Annotated in this window: 10 protein-coding genes; 4 read left to right on the top strand and 6 right to left on the bottom strand. The window is 56.0% G+C overall.

All coding sequences use genetic code 11. The features are described 5' to 3' along the window. Positions 1 to 22: 22 nt before the first annotated feature. The gene (locus tag AAG793_RS12585) at positions 23 to 1,363 is read right to left on the bottom strand and encodes an aminotransferase class III-fold pyridoxal phosphate-dependent enzyme (RefSeq protein WP_341908630.1); all 1,341 of its coding nucleotides are present in this window, start codon (positions 1,361 to 1,363) and stop codon (positions 23 to 25) included. Between the two features lie 162 nt (positions 1,364 to 1,525). On the opposite strand from AAG793_RS12585, the gene purU reads away from it, so the two are divergent. Genes purU through AAG793_RS12565 form a run of 4 tightly spaced genes read left to right on the top strand, consistent with a single transcriptional unit; the run spans position 1,526 to position 5,463 of the window. Then, positions 1,526 to 2,374, top strand: a complete 849-nt coding sequence (purU, locus tag AAG793_RS12580) for a formyltetrahydrofolate deformylase (protein WP_341908629.1) — start codon at positions 1,526 to 1,528, stop codon at positions 2,372 to 2,374. Positions 2,375 to 2,430: 56 nt separating this feature from the next. After that, positions 2,431 to 3,723: a DNA cytosine methyltransferase gene (locus AAG793_RS12575; protein WP_341908628.1), complete on the top strand. Its 1,293-nt coding sequence runs from the start codon at positions 2,431 to 2,433 to the stop codon at positions 3,721 to 3,723. After that, entirely contained in the window at positions 3,716 to 4,549 is an 834-nt protein-coding gene (locus AAG793_RS12570; protein ID WP_341908627.1) for a hypothetical protein, read from the top strand. Before AAG793_RS12575 ends, AAG793_RS12570 begins: the two co-directional genes overlap by 8 nt. A 20-nt stretch (positions 4,550 to 4,569) precedes the next feature. After that, positions 4,570 to 5,463, top strand: a complete 894-nt coding sequence (locus AAG793_RS12565) for a LysR substrate-binding domain-containing protein (RefSeq protein ID WP_341908626.1) — start codon at positions 4,570 to 4,572, stop codon at positions 5,461 to 5,463. A gap of 104 nt (positions 5,464 to 5,567) precedes the next feature. Here the strand turns inward: AAG793_RS12565 and AAG793_RS12560 are convergent, their stop codons facing one another. From AAG793_RS12560 to AAG793_RS12540, 5 genes are read right to left on the bottom strand one after another with little or no spacing between them, the layout of a single operon-like run. Next, positions 5,568 to 12,398: a calcium-binding protein gene (locus AAG793_RS12560; RefSeq protein ID WP_341908625.1), complete on the bottom strand. Its 6,831-nt coding sequence runs from the start codon at positions 12,396 to 12,398 to the stop codon at positions 5,568 to 5,570. A 43-nt stretch (positions 12,399 to 12,441) separates the two neighbouring features. Further along, positions 12,442 to 13,128, bottom strand: coding sequence for a hypothetical protein (locus AAG793_RS12555; protein ID WP_341908624.1), 687 nt, complete (start codon positions 13,126 to 13,128; stop codon positions 12,442 to 12,444). Beyond that, positions 13,103 to 13,396, bottom strand: a complete 294-nt coding sequence (locus AAG793_RS12550) for a hypothetical protein (protein WP_341908623.1) — start codon at positions 13,394 to 13,396, stop codon at positions 13,103 to 13,105. The genes AAG793_RS12555 and AAG793_RS12550 overlap by 26 nt, the downstream gene beginning before the upstream one ends. Before the next feature lie 26 nt (positions 13,397 to 13,422). Beyond that, positions 13,423 to 14,883 (bottom strand): HlyD family type I secretion periplasmic adaptor subunit, encoded by a 1,461-nt coding sequence (locus tag AAG793_RS12545; protein ID WP_341908622.1) that lies wholly within the window; start codon positions 14,881 to 14,883, stop codon positions 13,423 to 13,425. Continuing rightward, positions 14,880 to 17,090, bottom strand: coding sequence for a type I secretion system permease/ATPase (locus tag AAG793_RS12540; RefSeq protein WP_341908687.1), 2,211 nt, complete (start codon positions 17,088 to 17,090; stop codon positions 14,880 to 14,882). The genes AAG793_RS12545 and AAG793_RS12540 overlap by 4 nt, the downstream gene beginning before the upstream one ends. Positions 17,091 to 17,221 lie beyond the last annotated feature (131 nt).

The raw sequence follows: 17,221 nt of genomic DNA, 5'->3' as shown, positions 1-17,221 counted from the left end.
CGCGACTTCTTCAGTCGCGACTTCAGGCGTTCTTGCGAATCGAGTCCGCCACCACGCTGACGATGCGCTCGATGTGTTCTTTTTCCACAATGTAAGGCGGGCAGATCACGACGTTGTCGGCCGCGGGGCGCACCAGCACGCCATGGTGGAAGCAGTCCATGAAGATGTCGTAGGCCCGCTTGCCCGGTGCGCCGGCAATCGGCGCCAGTTCCACCGCACCGGCCAGACCCAAACTGCGGATACCGACCACATTGGGCAGGCCCTTGAAGCTGCTGTGCATCGCATCACCCAGCACCGTGCCCATGGCGCCAGCGCGCTCGAACAGTTTGTCCTGCTGGAACAGCGTGAGCGTGGCAATCGCCGCCGCACAAGCCACCGGGTGGCCGGAATAGGTGTAGCCGTGGAAAAACTCGACCGCATGCTCGGGGCTGCCGGCGTGCGCGTTCATCATGCTGTCGTAGATGCGGTCCGAGCAGATCACGCCGCCCAGCGGAATCACGCCATTGGTCACGCACTTGGCGAAGTTCAACATGTCGGGCACCACGCCGTAGTAGTCAGCGCCGAAGTTGCAGCCCATTCGGCCAAAGCCGGTGATGACCTCGTCAAAAATCAGCAGGATGCCGTGCTTGTCGCAAATCTCGCGCAGGCGCTTCAGATAACCCTTGGGCGGCAGGTACCAGCCCGCGCTGCCCGCCACCGGCTCGACGATGACGGCCGCCACATTGCTCGGATCATGCAGCGGCAGGATGCGGTTTTCCAGCTCCAGCAGGATGTCTTCCTGCCACACCGGTTCCTGGTTGTGGATGTAGGCGTGGTTCACCGGGTCGTGGATGAAGCGCATGTGGTCCACCCGTGGCAGCAGCGCCGTGCCATAGACCTTGCGGTTGGCCGGAATGCCGCCCACGCTCATGCCGCCAAAACCCACGCCGTGGTAACCGCGCTCGCGGCCGATGAACACATTGCGGTGCCCTTCGCCACGCGCGCGGTGGTAGGCCAGCGCCACTTTCAGCGAGGTGTCAGCCGCCTCGGAGCCGGAGTTGCAGAACAGCACCTTGTTCAGGTCACCCGGCGCCATCGCGGCAATCATGTCGGCGGCGATGAAGGCCTTGTCATTGCTGGCCTGGAAGGCGGTGGCGTAGTCCAGCGTGTCAAGCTGCTGCTTGATCGCCTCATTGATCGGCTTGCGGTTGTGGCCGGCCCCCACACACCACAGGCTGGAGATGCCATCGAGCACCTGACGCCCATCATGGGTGGTGAAATGCATGCCATCGGCGGCGACGAAGACGCGCGGGTCCTTCTTGAAGCTGCGGTTCGGGGTGAAGGGGAGCCACTGGTGCTCCATGTTGAAATCCTGATAGGCCATGACGGACTCCTCGGTCGAAAACAGGGGATGGGCGGGGTATCGGTGGGGCCAAGGTACTTTGGCCCGTCGTTCCTGCATTCTGGCACTCTTGCCCGTGGAGCGCACCCGTCTGCCACCCTGCCTGGCGTGGCCAGACGTGCCTCCTGCGACAATTCACCCCTTATGAATCACGCTTATATCCTCACCCTGTCCTGCCCGGACCGGCGCGGCATCGTGCACGCGGTGTCGGGTTTTCTGTTCGACAACGGCGGCAACATCGAAGAAGCCGCGCAGTACAACGACCCGGACACAGGCCTCTTTTTCATGCGGGTGCGCTTTGCCTGCGACCAGCTCAGCCACGCCGAACTGCAAGCCCAGTTGGCCACCTTTGCGGCACCCTTCCAGATGAGCTGGAAGCTGCACGCCACCACCCAGCCGATGCGCACCGTCATCCTGGTCAGCAAGGAAGGCCATTGCCTCAACGACCTGCTGTTTCGCTGCAAGTCGGGCCTGCTGCCTCTGGACATCCGCGCCATCGTCTCCAACCACCGCGAGTTCTACCAGCTGGCGGCCAGCTACAACATCCCCTTTCACCACCTGCCCGTCACGCCCGCGACCAAGGCGCAGGTCGAGGCCCGGCAACTGGAGATCATCGAGGCCGAAGGCGCCGAGCTGGTGGTGCTGGCCCGCTACATGCAGATTCTTTCGAACGACATGTGCGGCAAGCTGGCCGGGCGGGCGATCAACATCCACCACTCCTTCCTGCCCAGCTTCAAGGGTGCCAAGCCCTACTACCAGGCGCACGACCGCGGCGTGAAGCTGATCGGCGCCACCGCCCACTATGTGACGGCCGACCTCGACGAAGGCCCGATCATCGAGCAGGACGTGGCCCGCGCCGACCACAGCAAGACAGTGGAAGACCTCACCGCCATGGGCCGCGATACCGAAAGCCAGGTGCTGGCCCGCGCGGTGAAGTGGCACAGCGAGCACCGGGTGCTGCTGAATGGCCATAAGACCGTGATCTTTAAATAAGCCCGACCTCTTTCATGGCCCTGTGTATACTGTGTTTAATTACAGATAAAAGACTCATGCCAGCAATTGGGAAACCTGCCCGTCGTCCTATCGGCATTGACCTTTTCGCAGGTGCTGGCGGACTCTCGCTGGGGTTTGAGCAAGCAGGATTTGATATCGCTGCGGCAGTAGAGATAGATCCGATTCATTGCGCGACGCACGAGTTCAACTTCCCCCACTCCAAAGCCGTTTGTGCCTCAGTCGTTGACGTGACTGGCGACGAAATCCGGCGTATAGCGGCCATCGGCAATCTCGATGTCGACGTCGTGTTTGGTGGCGCGCCTTGCCAGGGCTTTTCAATGATTGGCAAGCGTGCGCTGGATGATGCACGCAACCAGTTGGTGTTTCATTACGTCCGACTGGTGAGTGAGCTCAGGCCCAAGTATTTTGTCTTTGAGAATGTCAAAGGCTTGACCCTCGGAAAACACGCCAAGTTTCTTGATGAACTGATCGAAGCCCTCGCTGCTGCTGGATACAAGATCCTGCTTCCGTACGCCGTGCTGAATGCCGCCGACTTCGGCGTGCCCCAAGACCGAAGGCGCCTGTTCTTGATGGGGGCTCGCTCGGACCAGTTGATGCCCACCTATCCTGAAACATTGAATCATCGGGTTTCGGTTTGGGATGCGATTGGTGACCTGCCTGATGCGGACACGTTTGCAGAATTACTTGAATCCGATGCAATATCAGCAAAATGGACAACCCAAGCGCTTTACGCCAAACGCATGCGAGGTATGACGCAAGACCCCATGGACTTCAGCCATGCCCGCCAATTCAATAAGAATCTGCTGACCAGTAGCCTGCGTACTGACCACACAAATGTATCGAAAGTGCGCTTTCTGGAAACGCCAAGCGGAGATACGGAGCCGATCAGCCGCTTCAAGAAATTGCACCCTGACGGCCTGTGCAATACGCTGCGCGCAGGTACGGACAGCGCACGCGGCGCATTCACTTCACCTCGGCCCATTCATCCATTCCTGCCGCGCGTCATCACTGTTCGCGAGGCGGCGAGGCTGCATTCGTATCCAGACTGGTTTCGCTTTCACGCTACCAAATGGCATGGCTTCCGACAAATAGGTAACAGCGTCCCCCCCCTTTTGGGGCGCGCTGTCGGTGGGCAAATTATTCGAGCGCTTGGCATTCAGCCATTCAAACCTGAAACATCGCTGGAGTTGGGTGAGCCCTCTCTTCTGAATTTTCAGATGCTTCATGCGGCACGCTATTTCGGAGTAGCCCGCAATGTCATTGCTCAACGTACGCGCACGGCCAGTCGGGACCTCTTCACCCGGGACATCGAAGAAGCCTATGCTTAAGCCAAATACTTCAGCCGTCAAGGCCAAGTCAGATCAGAACCTGAATCGCTACGCGGCCATCATCGAAAGGATTTTCAAGAAAAACTATCGGACAGGGCTGGATTCTTTCGAGTTCTCGCGGGAGGAAATAGCGGTCGTTGCCGAAGAGCTTGGGTTGAAACTACCCAAGAACATCGGTGACGTGATCTACTCCTTTCGCTACCGCAATGAGTTGCCATCTAACGTTTTGCAGAAGGCAAAACCAGGCTTGGAATGGATCATCGAAGGCGCCGGACGTGCCAAGTATCGCTTTCGCCTCGTTCCGCTAAACCGTATCCTTCCTCGCAGCGAGTTGCTGACGATCAAGGTTCCTGATTCAACGCCTGAAATCATCGGTGCCTACGCTCTGGGTGATGAGCAGGCTTTGCTGGCCAAGGTCCGGTACAACCGATTGGTGGACATATTTCTTGGTATCGCCGCGTATTCACTGCAGAACCACCTGCGCACGACCGTCAGTGGTATTGGTCAGATCGAGATTGATGAAATTTACGTTGGCATGGATCGTCAAGGTCGCCAGTTTGTTGTGCCTGTGCAGGCGAAAGGCGGCTCCGACAAGCATGGTGTCGTGCAAACGCAGCAGGACATCGCCCTCTGCGCCCAAGCGTTTCCTGGTCTCATTTGCCGACCTGTTTCCGCTCAGTTTATGGACGACGAGCGTATTGCCATGTTCGAGCTGACGGTCATTGAGGGCAGTGTGAAGGTTGTAGACGAGAAGCACTACCAATTGGTCAACGCTAGCGAAATCACAACTTCCGATCTGCAGCGATATTCCGGCTCAGGCGCCTGATACAAGCTCGGGCAGCAGCAATGACGGCGCGCATCCCGCCCATCCAGTGCCTGCTGACCTTCGAAGCGCTCGCCCGTTTGCGCAGCGTGACGCAGGCTGCCGAGGAGCTGTGTGTCACGCCGAGCGCGGTGAGCCACCGCGTCAAGCAGCTCGAACAGATCATCGGCACCAAGCTGTTTGGCCGGGCTGATTTTTCGCTCACCACCGAAGGCAGCGAGTACCTGGCGCATGTGCGTGAGGGACTGGCCACGCTGCAGAAATTTCCGGGTGCAGCGGGCCAGAGCGGCACACCCGGCAAGCGCAAGCTTCGCCTGGCAGTCACTCCTACATTCGCCCGCTCGCTGTTGATTCCGCGCCTGCGCCAGTTCACCGAGGCCTACCCTGAGATCGATCTCACACTGCAGGTCTCGATTCCGCTGCTCGACGTGGTGGCCGAGGACGCCGACCTGATGGTGCGCTTTGGCACCGGCCGCTACGCCGATGTGGAGCACGTCTGCCTCAGCCGCGACGATGTCACGCCACTGGCCTCGCCAGCGTTTGTGCGTGAGCGCGGGCCGTTCGAAACCGCGCAGGACCTGGAAGGCGAAAGCCTGTTGCGCTCGCCGCTGGAGCCCTGGCGCACCTGGTTTGCCGCGCACCAGCTCGACTGGCCGGAGCCGGTGGATGGCTCGCAGTTCAACGACATCGGCCTGATGTGCGACGCAGCAGCGGCCGGCATGGGGATTGCGCTAATCCGCCTGAAGCTGGGCGCGCCCTGGCTGGAAAACGGCTCACTGGTGCGCCTCGGCAACAACGCCGTGTTCGGCGGCCATGTGCCCAGCCCGCATGCCCATTACCTGTGCTGGCGCACCGGCACCATGGACCGCTGGGAATGCGCCGCCTTTGCCGACTGGCTGCGCAACAGCCTGGGTTAGCGCTCCTGCGAGCCTCCCCGCGAGACCGACCCAATGACAAGATGAAAATACACAGAGATCGACACCGCCTCAGAGAAGACCGCTGCTGTGATTCGAAGCATATTTCAACGCCAGTTGGCAGCAATTACCGGATTCAAGGCGTCCGCATAGCCGATCGGCAACGTCGTCTGACCAGCAGCTGGCGGTGAAAAGCTGGCCATGGCTTGCACAAGATTTTGTACTTGACTGTCCAGTAACGTTGCGCCATCACTGGTCTTGAACTGTTCTACCTGGTACTGGCTGCCCAAGTACCAGTTTGCGACAGTGAAAGAGTCAGTAGACCCGATGACTCTAACCTCTAGGTTATTGCCAACCTGCCGAAACCAAAGTTGGTCAGCAGCGATTCCGACGTCGAACCTAGCCAAATCGGTATTTCCGGCAGTGAAGTCGTCTTCCTGAATGGTATCGGCGCCGTATCCCAAGGCCATTCGGTAAATATCGTCCCCGTCCCCTCCCGATAAGACATCGGCACCAATACCACCGGCCAGATTGTCATTACCTGAGCCGCCTTGCAAAACATCGTCGCCTGCCAAACCATCCAAGCTGTCAGCACCGTCACTGCCCCAAAGGGTATCGTTGCCAGTGGTCCCACTCTTCAGAATAGCAATAGATTGACCGGCTAGATTCAGTCTCGAGTCACTCAAAATTGCGCGCTGCTCATCTATTGAAACCGCATCAATACTGCCTTGTGTTCCATATTGATACGCGATAGCGCCGCCTAACGCCTCTGTATCGCTACTCCAGGCAATATGTCGTCGCAGCCCAGCCATCAAATCCCAAGACCGATTACTCGTGGCTGTGCTGTAGAAATCTTTGCCGAACGCATCAAAATCAATCACTACCACCTTTTTGTTCTTCAGCACGTCGCCCGAAGCGGGGTTGTAATCCGCTGCAGCAACAATGAACTGCAGGTACTTGGTAGTGTTGAGTTGAACCTCGCCATTGTGGTACTGAGCGCCTGAAATTTGGTTGCGTCCAGCAGTCAGGAACAAGTTCGACGACCCCACACCTCCGCTGATGCCAAGCTTACTGTAAGCAGTTTTCCCCACTGAGACGACGTCATTTGTTGTCCAGCCCTCACCACCCTGAACAAATGCAGAACCATCACCGTAATTCCATAACAAGGCTTGACGCCCGACAGGTAACGGCGCTCCGCTCCTCGGTGTGTAGTAATCCTCATTGAATGAGGGACTCTTTCCCCCAATCAAAATATTGTTGCCGGTGTTTGAGAACGAGAACCACGAATAGCTCGAACCTCCGTACAGCAAGTTATTGCCCGTGCCGCCGTAAAGAGCTCCACTTCCCACAATCACGTCGTTACCCGTACCCCCATACGCGTCAGCAGGAGCATTGCCGACCAGTATGTAGTCGTCCCCATCGTCGCCATAAAGCGTATTCCGATAAGTAATTTTCCTGGAAGTATCAACGCCCCCGCGAATCAAGTCGTTGCCCGCACCGCCATAAATGACATCGGCTCCAGCCCCACCATCCAACACGTCATCCCCACCGTAACCATACATAGTGTCAACTGTTCCGTTGGCGCTACCGTATGCGGTAATGACATCGTTTGCATTAGTTCCCACCAAGGTATCGGCACCGGATGTCCCGTTGATTGATAGCAACTGCGCGATAGTTACTTTGGTCCAAACGGTACCGTCGATGAATTTAATCTGCTCAAAATCTCCCCGCGAGTAGTACCCCCTGATGTTCACCTGGTCGTTGCTATTGACCGTCAAAAGCAGATCGTTGCCTTGTCGACTTACGGCCACGGCGGAAGTAAAAATACCATCGCCAAAGCTTACCGAATCAAAACCACCGCCACCCGTTACCGGATCGACATCATCTACAACGTCGTACCCATCTCCTAATTGAAAAATATATGTATCGTCACCTAACCCACCATACAGCGTATCTGCCCCTGCACCACCACGGAGGTAGTCGTTTCCTCCCAGGCCATAGACGGTATCGTCGCCACTTAACGCATCAATAGCCTCGCTGGTGTTATCGCCCCTGAGGATATCGTCACCCGCCGTAGGACGCTGAACCTCCAGCTTCAGCGCACTACGATCCAATGTTTGACCATTTGCAAATATGACTTGTTCTACCCCGTTGGCATTAAGGTCTACTCCAAACTGCCCCGCCACACGCGTAGTTAATCCTTTGCTGGCACTGGCAATGAGCAAATCGACACCACTCTGGCTAAAGGTGACATCTGCGTAGTTAATGTCGTCCGAAAAAACCAAACGATCAAAGTCTGAGACCACGCCCCCAACAGCTTCCGTTATGACATCGTTACCGGCGTTCACACCGACCACATAGACATCGTCACCTGCACCGCCTTCCAGGTTATCGTCCCCTCCAGCGCCTGTGAGTGTGTCGTTACCACCACCGCCGAAGATCGAATCATTGCCACTCAGCCCATCGATTACGTCGTTTTGCGAATTGAATCCGAACAGCAGGTCATTGGCAGACGTGGCCGTTGAAACCTTTGTATTGATCGTTTCCTTTTCCCATATCGTTCCGTCAGCCAAGAACTGTATGCGCTCAATACTGTCGGCACCCAGACCATCGTTGACGAACTGATACGGTACTGTGATCACGCTCGTCTCACCAGCAATACGAATTTCAAGAGCATCGAAACTGACTCTACGCAGTTGAACGTCTGCCGGCAGGATGTCTGCAGCAAACTGGATCGTATCGATACCGCCGCCTGTCAAATCCCCATCAATCACAGTGTCGAAGCCATCTGTACGATCAAAAACAAATACATCATTGCCTGCACCGCCTTGAAGGGTGTCATTGCCTGTGCCTCCGACCAGGGTGTCGTCACCGTCATTTCCGAAAAGCGTATCGTCATCACCAAAGCCTTGGAGCGTGTCGTTGCCTGCATAGCCCACGAGGGAGTTGTTACCCTCAGTGCCCAGCAAAGCCATTTGCTTAACGGCTTCCACATCCCAGACAGTTCCATCATTCAAAAACTTGACCTGCTCAATACTGCTTGGAGAGGCACCATCGTTCAAGAAATAGTTTTGAACCTCGACTACATCGATAGCGCTGACATTCAACCGCAAGTTATTGCCAGTGCGGGATACCCGTACGTCTGATAGTGCGATATCGGCACCAAAAACAATCTTGTCGACATTACCTTCTGTACTGTCGTAATCACTGATGAAGTCAGCCCCGTCACCACGGAAGTAGCGGTAGGAGTCATCCCCAGCACCGCCCTGCATGATGTCATTACCCGTGCCGGACTTGAAGCTGTCAGCGCCAGCCGTGCCACTCAGCCAGTCGCTGTCCCACGTGCCCTGGACCAAGATCGGCATCGTTTCTGGCGTCCAGACTGTTCCGTCGGCAAAGCGGATTTCTTCGACTTTGTCAGCGGCGCTGAAGTAGTAATTGGAAATGGTCAAGGCATCCGTCGTACCGTCAATCTCCAGCCTCAGGTCGTAGGTGCCGAACGGCTGGAATGCGCTGACTTCGTCGGTTGAAATGCCGGCGGAGAATTCAACCCAGTCGATACTGCCAACCGTAGCGTCGTTGTCATAAATCCGGTCTTCGCCATCCCCCCGGGTAAACCGATAACCGTCATTGCCCAGACCGCCTTGCAGTAGGTCATTGCCAGCGCCGCCAGCCAATATGTCATCACCCGCCTCTCCCCACAGCACATCGTTGCCAGCGCCGCCTTGCAGTGCGTCGCCTCCGTCACCGCCTATCAGCTGGTCAGCGCCTTCGCCACCCTCCAGCGCGTCGTTACCACTCTGACCAAAAAGGGTGTCATTCCCGGCGCTTCCGTCGAGTGCATCATCACCATCACCGCCCTGCAATTCGTCATTTCCACCAAATCCGTTGATACGGTCAGTGGTGTTGGTCCCAATCATGAGGTCGTCACCCTCCGTGCCGTTCAGATCAAAGCCGCGCGCCAGTAGTTCGGCTGTGCTCAGGCTTCCACCATCGGCAAACTCAAAGCCATCGAGTGAAACGCTGTTGAACACATCGTTCTGGTCAAAGCCCTCAATATGCACCGCATCGCCATTGCCTAGGTCCAGCATCAGCGAGCCCAGGCGCAGCGTGAGGTTGTCTTGGTTCACACCCACGCCAAAGCGAATGATGTTGTTTTCGCTCTTGGTGTCGATGATGGTGTCCACCCCGTCGCCGACGTTATAGATGTAGGTGTCCTGTCCAGCGCCGCCGTCCAGGGTGTCATTTCCAATGCCACCGATCAGGATGTCCTTGCCGCCGTTGCCATAGAGCGTGTCCTTACCTGATCCGCCGTCCAGGTAATCGTTGCCATGAACTTCAACAGGTGTGTTGGCGTTGTCACGGTCATCTCCATAAAGCGTGTCGTCGTCGGCACCGCCAAACAGGATGTCGTCGTTTCCCTGGCCCAACAACAGGTCGTTACCCGCGCCGCCTACCAGCACGTCGTAACCGTGCTGCGCAGGGGGCGTATAGCTCACTTCCCGTGTGTTGTCATTCGGCCCATCGCCGTAGATGCGGTCGTTACCGCCATCGCCAAACAGCAGGTCATTACCAGCCATTCCCTTCACATCATCTGAGTCAGCGCCTCCGTGCACCACATCAGAGCCATTACCGGCATATATGGAATCTTGCCCCGCACCGCCATCGATCAGGTTTCCGTCGTCATTGGCCTGCTGATCCCGGCCTATCGTCGTTGTCAATGTCCCGGCATTAGCACCGGGGAGGATGCCATCCGCATCCGGGCCAGGTGAAGACCAGACCCAGTTGTAGCCCTGCCCCAGAACAGTGGGATGAGGTGAAGGCAGCGGCGCCCAGTTGGTAAACACCGAATAGGTCAAAAAGCCATTACTTGACCCATAGATGAGGTCGTTCCCGCTGCCGCCACTGATGGTGTCGCGCCCGAGCCCGCCTTGCAGGATATCGTTGCCGTCGCCACCATCGATCACATCGTCGCCAGCCAGACCCAGTAAGGCATCGTCACCACCCAGACCCTGAATCAGATCAGCCCCTGTGCTGCCGGTGATCAGGTCCAGCGCGTTAGCCTGCACCCCTCCGTTGACGTAGTTGACGCCATCGACACCCAGCAGTAGGGCGGTGCCGGCTTCGTTGATTTTCTTGATGAAGTCGCCTCTGAGGATGTTGGTCGTTACGGGTGCTGAGGCTTCGCCTGTCAGCTCAATGCCCAGCTGGCTCGCGCTCCAGTCTTTAACCACTATGGCCCCGTTCAACGCGGACCCACTGGCTGCGTTCAGGCTTACGATGAGCTGACCCTCGACTTGGGTGTAGCGGTACTTTTTGTCTTCAGATTCCCACACGCTGTCTGCAATGTATTTGCCGCCAGACAGGGTTGCGCTTTCTCCCAGTTTCAGGCTGCCCTGGCCGTCACTGTCAAGCACCGTGTCCAGCCCAAACAAGTCTCTAAATTGATAGGTGTCTGAGCCCTTGCCACCCAGCAGGGTGTCGTTGCCGGCACCGCCTGTGAGTATGTCGCCGCCCCCGTTACCCACCAACAGGTCGACGCCAGTGCCGCCAGTCAGGGTATCGGCGCCACTGCCGCCAAGCATGAAAGCACCTCGGTCGAAGGTGTCGGTAGCACTCATGCCGCCTGAGCCTGCCTGCACATACCAGTCGTGCATGTAGGGCAGCAGGCCCTGAATCAGGCCGCGCTCGACGGCACTGAAGTTGTCGCCAGCCAGGTAGTTTTTGAAGTACAGGTTGAAGCCTTTGGCGTCGCTCAGCTTGAGCTTGTTCCCTTCTTGTAGCGCAGGCAGGAAAGTCTTGGATACATTGGTGATATCCAACTTAACACCGCCCGTGACTTTTTCAAACAGCTCTTTTTTGTAGCCCGCGCTGGTTGCCGTCTCTTCGTAGTACTTCTGCATCGCAAACGCAATGAGGGTCTTGCTTACGTTGTTGGTAGCGCTGCTGAAAAACCCTGCGTTATCGTCGGTCAGGGTCAGACCAAGACCGTTGTCTTGGACTAGCCTCCACAGATCGGCTGTGAAGCGGGTGATCATGGCATCTGCAGCGATGCGCACTTCACCCGGAACCAACCCCTCAACACCGTACTGATGGCGAACAAGGCGTTCGATGAAGTTTTCATCCGTCACATTGCTTTTTGCGGTCGAATGGAGAAACAAATTTTTATCAAAAATTATCCTCACTAAATCTGGTAGCTTGAATGTGACATCGCGTAGCGATTGCTGAGCTGGACTCGTTTGACTGCTTTGTAAAAAAGCAGTGAGCAGTGCTTGCGAATGCAGATCAATAGTCAGCAGCAAGTCGGGAGCGCCGTGTGTCAAACTGGTGGGCGTGCCTATTCTGAGTCCTGATGCAGCGCTCAGAATTTCCCCTTGAACGCTGAAATCACGAACATTGCTTTCACCGGGTATCGCACCACTTTCCGCTGTATTGATAAAACTGGTAAGCCCCTGCAGTACCGCCTCGCTGTACCCTCGTTGATTTAGTAAATAATCTTTAAGGGTGGCCGCAATCGCAGCATTGGCAGAATTTCGAAATGGTGCTTGGTCAAAGGTCGTAGCATTCTGACCAAAAAAAACTGCCATCAATGAAGACAGTCCACCACCCAATGAGTGGCCAGTGAAACTAATTACGGCCTTGGGATTGGCAGTTTGGACTTGAAGGTAATAATCCGCCGCTTGCCTTAACTGATCCGAGGTTACACCGAAGAATCCTCCCGCATTAGCCCACCAGTCCACGCCAGAACCCGTTCCAGCGAAGGAAATGACAATTTCGTCGCTCTTCTGAAATGAAAGAGCCTCAAAACCACTAGATTCTTGCTGGGGAAAAAATTCAGTCCAACCCAGCGATTGGAGATCGGGCAGCCAATTTACTTGACTACGAGTGCTTTGATACACCCGACCTGCCATGAGCGCGTATTCGATATCCGTAGCCATAACAACTCCCTTTTTTTACTATTTATTTAAGTTTTAATGCGACTTACTTTTTGCTATTCGTCGTACTGGGCGGCGAAATCGGATGTGGAGCTTTGGGGCCCGAATGAACCGGGCGCGGCTTCCAATGATCCAGTGGTAGGCGATATATGGTTTTGTATTCGGACTGGTTATAGCTTTCGTAGAGCTCCTTGATCCTCTCTGCCGGAACAACGCGCTGTCCGAATCTTTTCGCTTCGCTGTCGGGTGAGGAGAAAATCAAATTTGGCGCTTTCAGTTCTGCCGGCAATTCTTGTAAAGTAATGCGCTCCCATAGCTTTGCCTCATACTTGAATACGACATATGGAGGATTCGGTTGTCCCCATTTGACGTAAGACACGCTTCCCATTGGATGGGCCACCAAATATGCCGTGCCTTTGCGAATTTCTAACTGCATCGGTAGAAAATTCGCGCCCCCAACATCTTCTGTGAATTTATCCTCCCACACTACTTTTTCATTGGTGATGGGCAGCGTAAAAGCCAAGCTCTGCTGCTTGATAGGCACTTGCTGCCCAATTTCACTTTTTCCGCCACGCTCGACAGTTCGCGTTGCGATTATTTTTTTTCCATCGTGCAACAGCACTTCTTCTTTCCATGTAAACGTACCTGTTGCACACGCGCTCATATTCACTCCTAAAATTAGTATCAAAGCAATTATTTCGAATGCTCTAAGCAGCAAATATCTGTTCTTCACGCTGCGTCCCTTTCAAATGAATAGTTTTTTCGTTGGCTGCTTCTCCCACAAAAGCATGCAATGGATCACTGCCAGAATAGTTAAAGGCGTGTCTCATACCATCACTGGTGATGTGGTCGTTGCCATCGCTGCCTCTGAGCACGTCGCCACCGTCGATCACTTCGTCGCCAGCCAGAGCCAACAAGGCATCGTCACCACCCATACCCTGAATTAGATCGGCCGCTGCGCTGCCGGTGATAAACGCCCGCTTATTCCGAATAGACGCCATTCTGGAAGCCTCTTTTATATTGATGCTTAACGTTCCCGTAAGCTTTCGCTGCCCGCGCGCTGAATCGGGCTCAGTAAATACTCGATTACTCGCCTTTTGCCAGTCTTGATCTCTGCTGTGATATTCATGCCAGGGCTGAGCGGTACTCGCTTCCCATCAATATTCATGTGCCTGTTCTCTAACGTCAGCGTGGCCGGGTAGAAGGAGCCCTTCTTCTCGTCTGTCACGGCATCTGCAGTAACGATGTCGACGCTGGCAGGCACAGTTCCGTAACGGGTGTATGGAAAAGTCTCGATCTTCGCCGCCGCTTTCTGCCCTGCGTAGACAAATCCGATGTCCTGATTAGCGATACTGACTTCTGCTGTGACCCGTGCCGAATCGGGCACGATGACCATCAGAGCTTGGGCAGAGGTGACCACTCCGCCTGCAGTGTGAATAGCCAGTTGCTGAACAACACCATCTACAGGTGACGTGAGCTGTGTCAAGCGTTGGCGCTGGCTTGCCTTGCTTTGATCCTGGCTGAGTTGCTGCACTTTAGACGCGGCTGCAGCATGTCGGTCATTCAGGTTGCGCCGCGTTTCGGCGACGAAAGCTGTACTGGCACGCTCAGATTCAGTCAACGCAAACCGAGCTTCGAGCAGCCTGGCTCGCTGAGTGGCCAAATCGCGCTCAAGTTCTACCCGTTCGCGGGTCTTGTCTTGGGTGGCGTGTCCGGAAATGAAGCCTTCCGTCACCAATTTTTTGAAGTCAGCCTCTCTCGCAATCGCCATGGGAACTACGACTTCGAGTTTTGCGATAGTCTCATTGACAGTCGCGATTTCGGCTTTGCGACGTAGCACCTCTGCATCAAGTCTGGCTTTTCTTGCAATGATGTCTTGCCACTCAGCGATAAGCTGCCGCTGAGTATCACTGGGAAAATTTTTGGCACGAGCGAGGCCGTTGACGCCGGTTTCCTCGGTGGAGCCCGTTTGCAGTGCGTTGAGGAGGAGGGTTGTTCGCTCTGCTTCGCTTGTGGCCACGTTCAACTGCTCGACGACACTCGCCTGGTCAGCACTGGTTATTGTTGGGTCCAGCTCGACCAGCAGCTGACCGGCTTTCACCCGATCACCGTCCTTGACCGATATTCGACGGACCACACTTGCTTCGAGTGGCTGGATGACCTTGGTACGGTCACCAACAATGATGCGCCCCGGTGCGACAGCCACAATATCTATCTTGCCAAAGCAGGCCCAAGTTACCGCAATGACAAACAGAACCATAAGCGCCCAAGCCAGGCGGCGGGGCGCTGGATGAGCTGGAGTGTCTTGCAGACTTAGCGATGCGGGCAGGAAGGCTGCTTCATCGGCCAGGCGCTTGGGGCCAGCCAGTTCATATCGGGCCTCCCATGCGGCGGCAAAGACGGTTTTGTAGCGTGCCAGCAGCTCGCGGGCTGCAGTGGTGGGGGCTGCGGGCGTAGCAGCCTGAGTCTTTGGCTCGGACTCACTCATGGGGCAGTCTCGTCCGTCGGCTGCACGTCGCCCTGCATCTTCCACAGCCGCGTATACAGTCCGTCGGTCTTCTGAACTAAAGCGTCGTGATTGCCAGCCTCGACGATCTGGCCTTTTTCCATGACGATGATGCGGTTGGCATTGCGTACTGCAGACAGACGGTGCGCGATGATGAGCACAGTGCGGCCCTTACATATCTGGGCCATGTTGCGCTGAATGATGGCTTCACTTTCATAATCCAGAGCACTAGTCGCTTCATCAAGGATCAGAATTCGCGGATTGGTGAACAATGCGCGGGCAATTGCGATGCGTTGGCGCTGCCCACCAGAGAGGTTGCTGCCCTGTTCGCCAACCAAAGTGTCGTAACCCTCAGGTAGCTCGCTGATAAAATCATGGGCACCCGACAACTGGGCGACGCGTACGACGATCTCGATGGGAGATGCGGGGTCGGTAATGGCGATGTTTTCGCGCACACTTCGGTTGAAAAGCAGGTTTTCCTGCAAAACCACGCCCACTTGTCGCCGCAGCTGGGCGGCGTCGATCAGGCTGATGTCAAGACCATCTACCAATAACCTACCTTGCTCTGGCACATAGAGGCGCTGCACCAATTTGGTCAATGTGCTCTTGCCTGAACCAGAACGGCCGACGATACCGATGATCTCGCCAGGGCGGATGTCTAGGCGGACACCGTTGAGCACGGGGGCTGCTTCTGGGCGATAACGGAAAGTGACGCTGTCGAAGCTGATACGCCCCTTCACGGGTGGTAACTGGGCAGTGCTGCTGGGTGGGACTTCCGTACGACTATTTAAGATATCGCCCAACCGAGCAATGGAGATGCCCGCCTGCTGAAAGTCCGTCCAGAGCTGCGCCATGCGCATAATTGGCTGAGTCACCCGCTGCGCGAACATGTTGAAAGCAACGAACTGGCCGACCGTCAAGCCAACACCTGTAAGATCGTTCTCCATCACTAGATGGGCGCCATACCAAAGTGTCGCGGCATTGACGAGCTTGCCGATCAGGTTGATTGCCTCGTGAGCCCACGATGCAAGGTTCTGCGTCTTGAAGCTGGCCGAGACGTACGCTGCCAGTTGGTCGTCCCAGCGCTTGGCCATGGAGGGTTCGAGCGCACTGGCCTTGACGGTCTGAATGCCGGTAATCGTCTCCACGAGCATAGACTGGCTCTCGGCCCCGCGCGCAAACTTGACGTCAAGGCGCTTGCGCAGAGTAGGCAAAACCACGATGCTGACACCGGCATACAGCGGGAGGCTGATTAGCACAATCAGGGTCAGTGGCACGCTGTAGAACAGCATGATTCCTATGAAAACGACAGAGAAGAAGACGTCCAACAGCACGGTCAATGCGTTGCCGGTCAGAAAACTACGAATGTTCTCCAGCTCGCGCACGCGAGCCACTGAGTCACCCACTCGACGCGCCTGGAAGTAGGCCAGGGGCAGCTGTACCAGGTGGCGAAACAGGCGCGCACCGAGTTCTACGTCAATGCGGCTGGTGGTGTGGCTGAAGATATAAGAACGCAAGCCATTGAGCAGACTCTCGAAGATGACAACCGCCACCAAGCCGATCACAAGTACATTCAGCGTGATCATCCCTTTGTGGACCAGCACCTTGTCCATTACGACCTGAAAGAACAGCGGGCTGACCAACGCAAAGAGCTGGAGCATGAAAGAGATCAGTAGCACTTCTCCCAGCAGTTTGCGGTACTTGATGAGGCTGGGGATGAACCAAGAGAAGTCAAATCGGGCCAGTTCACCAGCCAGGCTGGCACGGCTGGTGATGAGAATCAGTTCGCCAGTCCAATGGCCCGCGAAAACCTTCAGAGGCTCTATGGTGGGCCGTCCACCAGGGGCGCCCGGGTCTTGCAAAAGAACACGCTGACCATCGCATTGCGCCAAGATCATGGTACGGACATCTTCAGTCGCATCGTTCGAATTGACTCGTACCAATGCGGGCAGTGGCGTTAAGGCCAAGCGCTCAGGGACAGCATGGGACAACTTAGCCTTGAGGCCCAGATGCCTGGCAGCACGCAACAAATCGTCAATCGAGATCGAAGCGAAGGCGGACAGTCCGAGCTGATGCGCCAGGCTGGCAGGATCAGCCTGGATTTGGTGGAAGCGAGCGATGGCGCACAGTGCAGCGAGGGCCAGTGACGGACTGGCATTTGCTGCGCCCGCTGCTGCTGCGGCCGAAATGGCAGGCGGTACTACCGGTAGATCCGGGCAGCCCTCCTCCCGGAGGCTATCTCCACTTTGCTTCACAGACACTCCCTTGCCTTCTTATTTGATTTGATCAATTAGGCTTTGGCGGACTATAGTAGAAAAGC

The sequence above is a fragment of the Polaromonas sp. YR568 genome (assembly GCF_943372955.1).
In the GTDB taxonomy this organism is placed as follows: domain Bacteria; phylum Pseudomonadota; class Gammaproteobacteria; order Burkholderiales; family Burkholderiaceae_C; genus Polaromonas.
The sequence above is the reverse complement of the archived record's forward strand: the minus strand, read 5'-3'. Positions and strand labels throughout refer to the sequence as shown.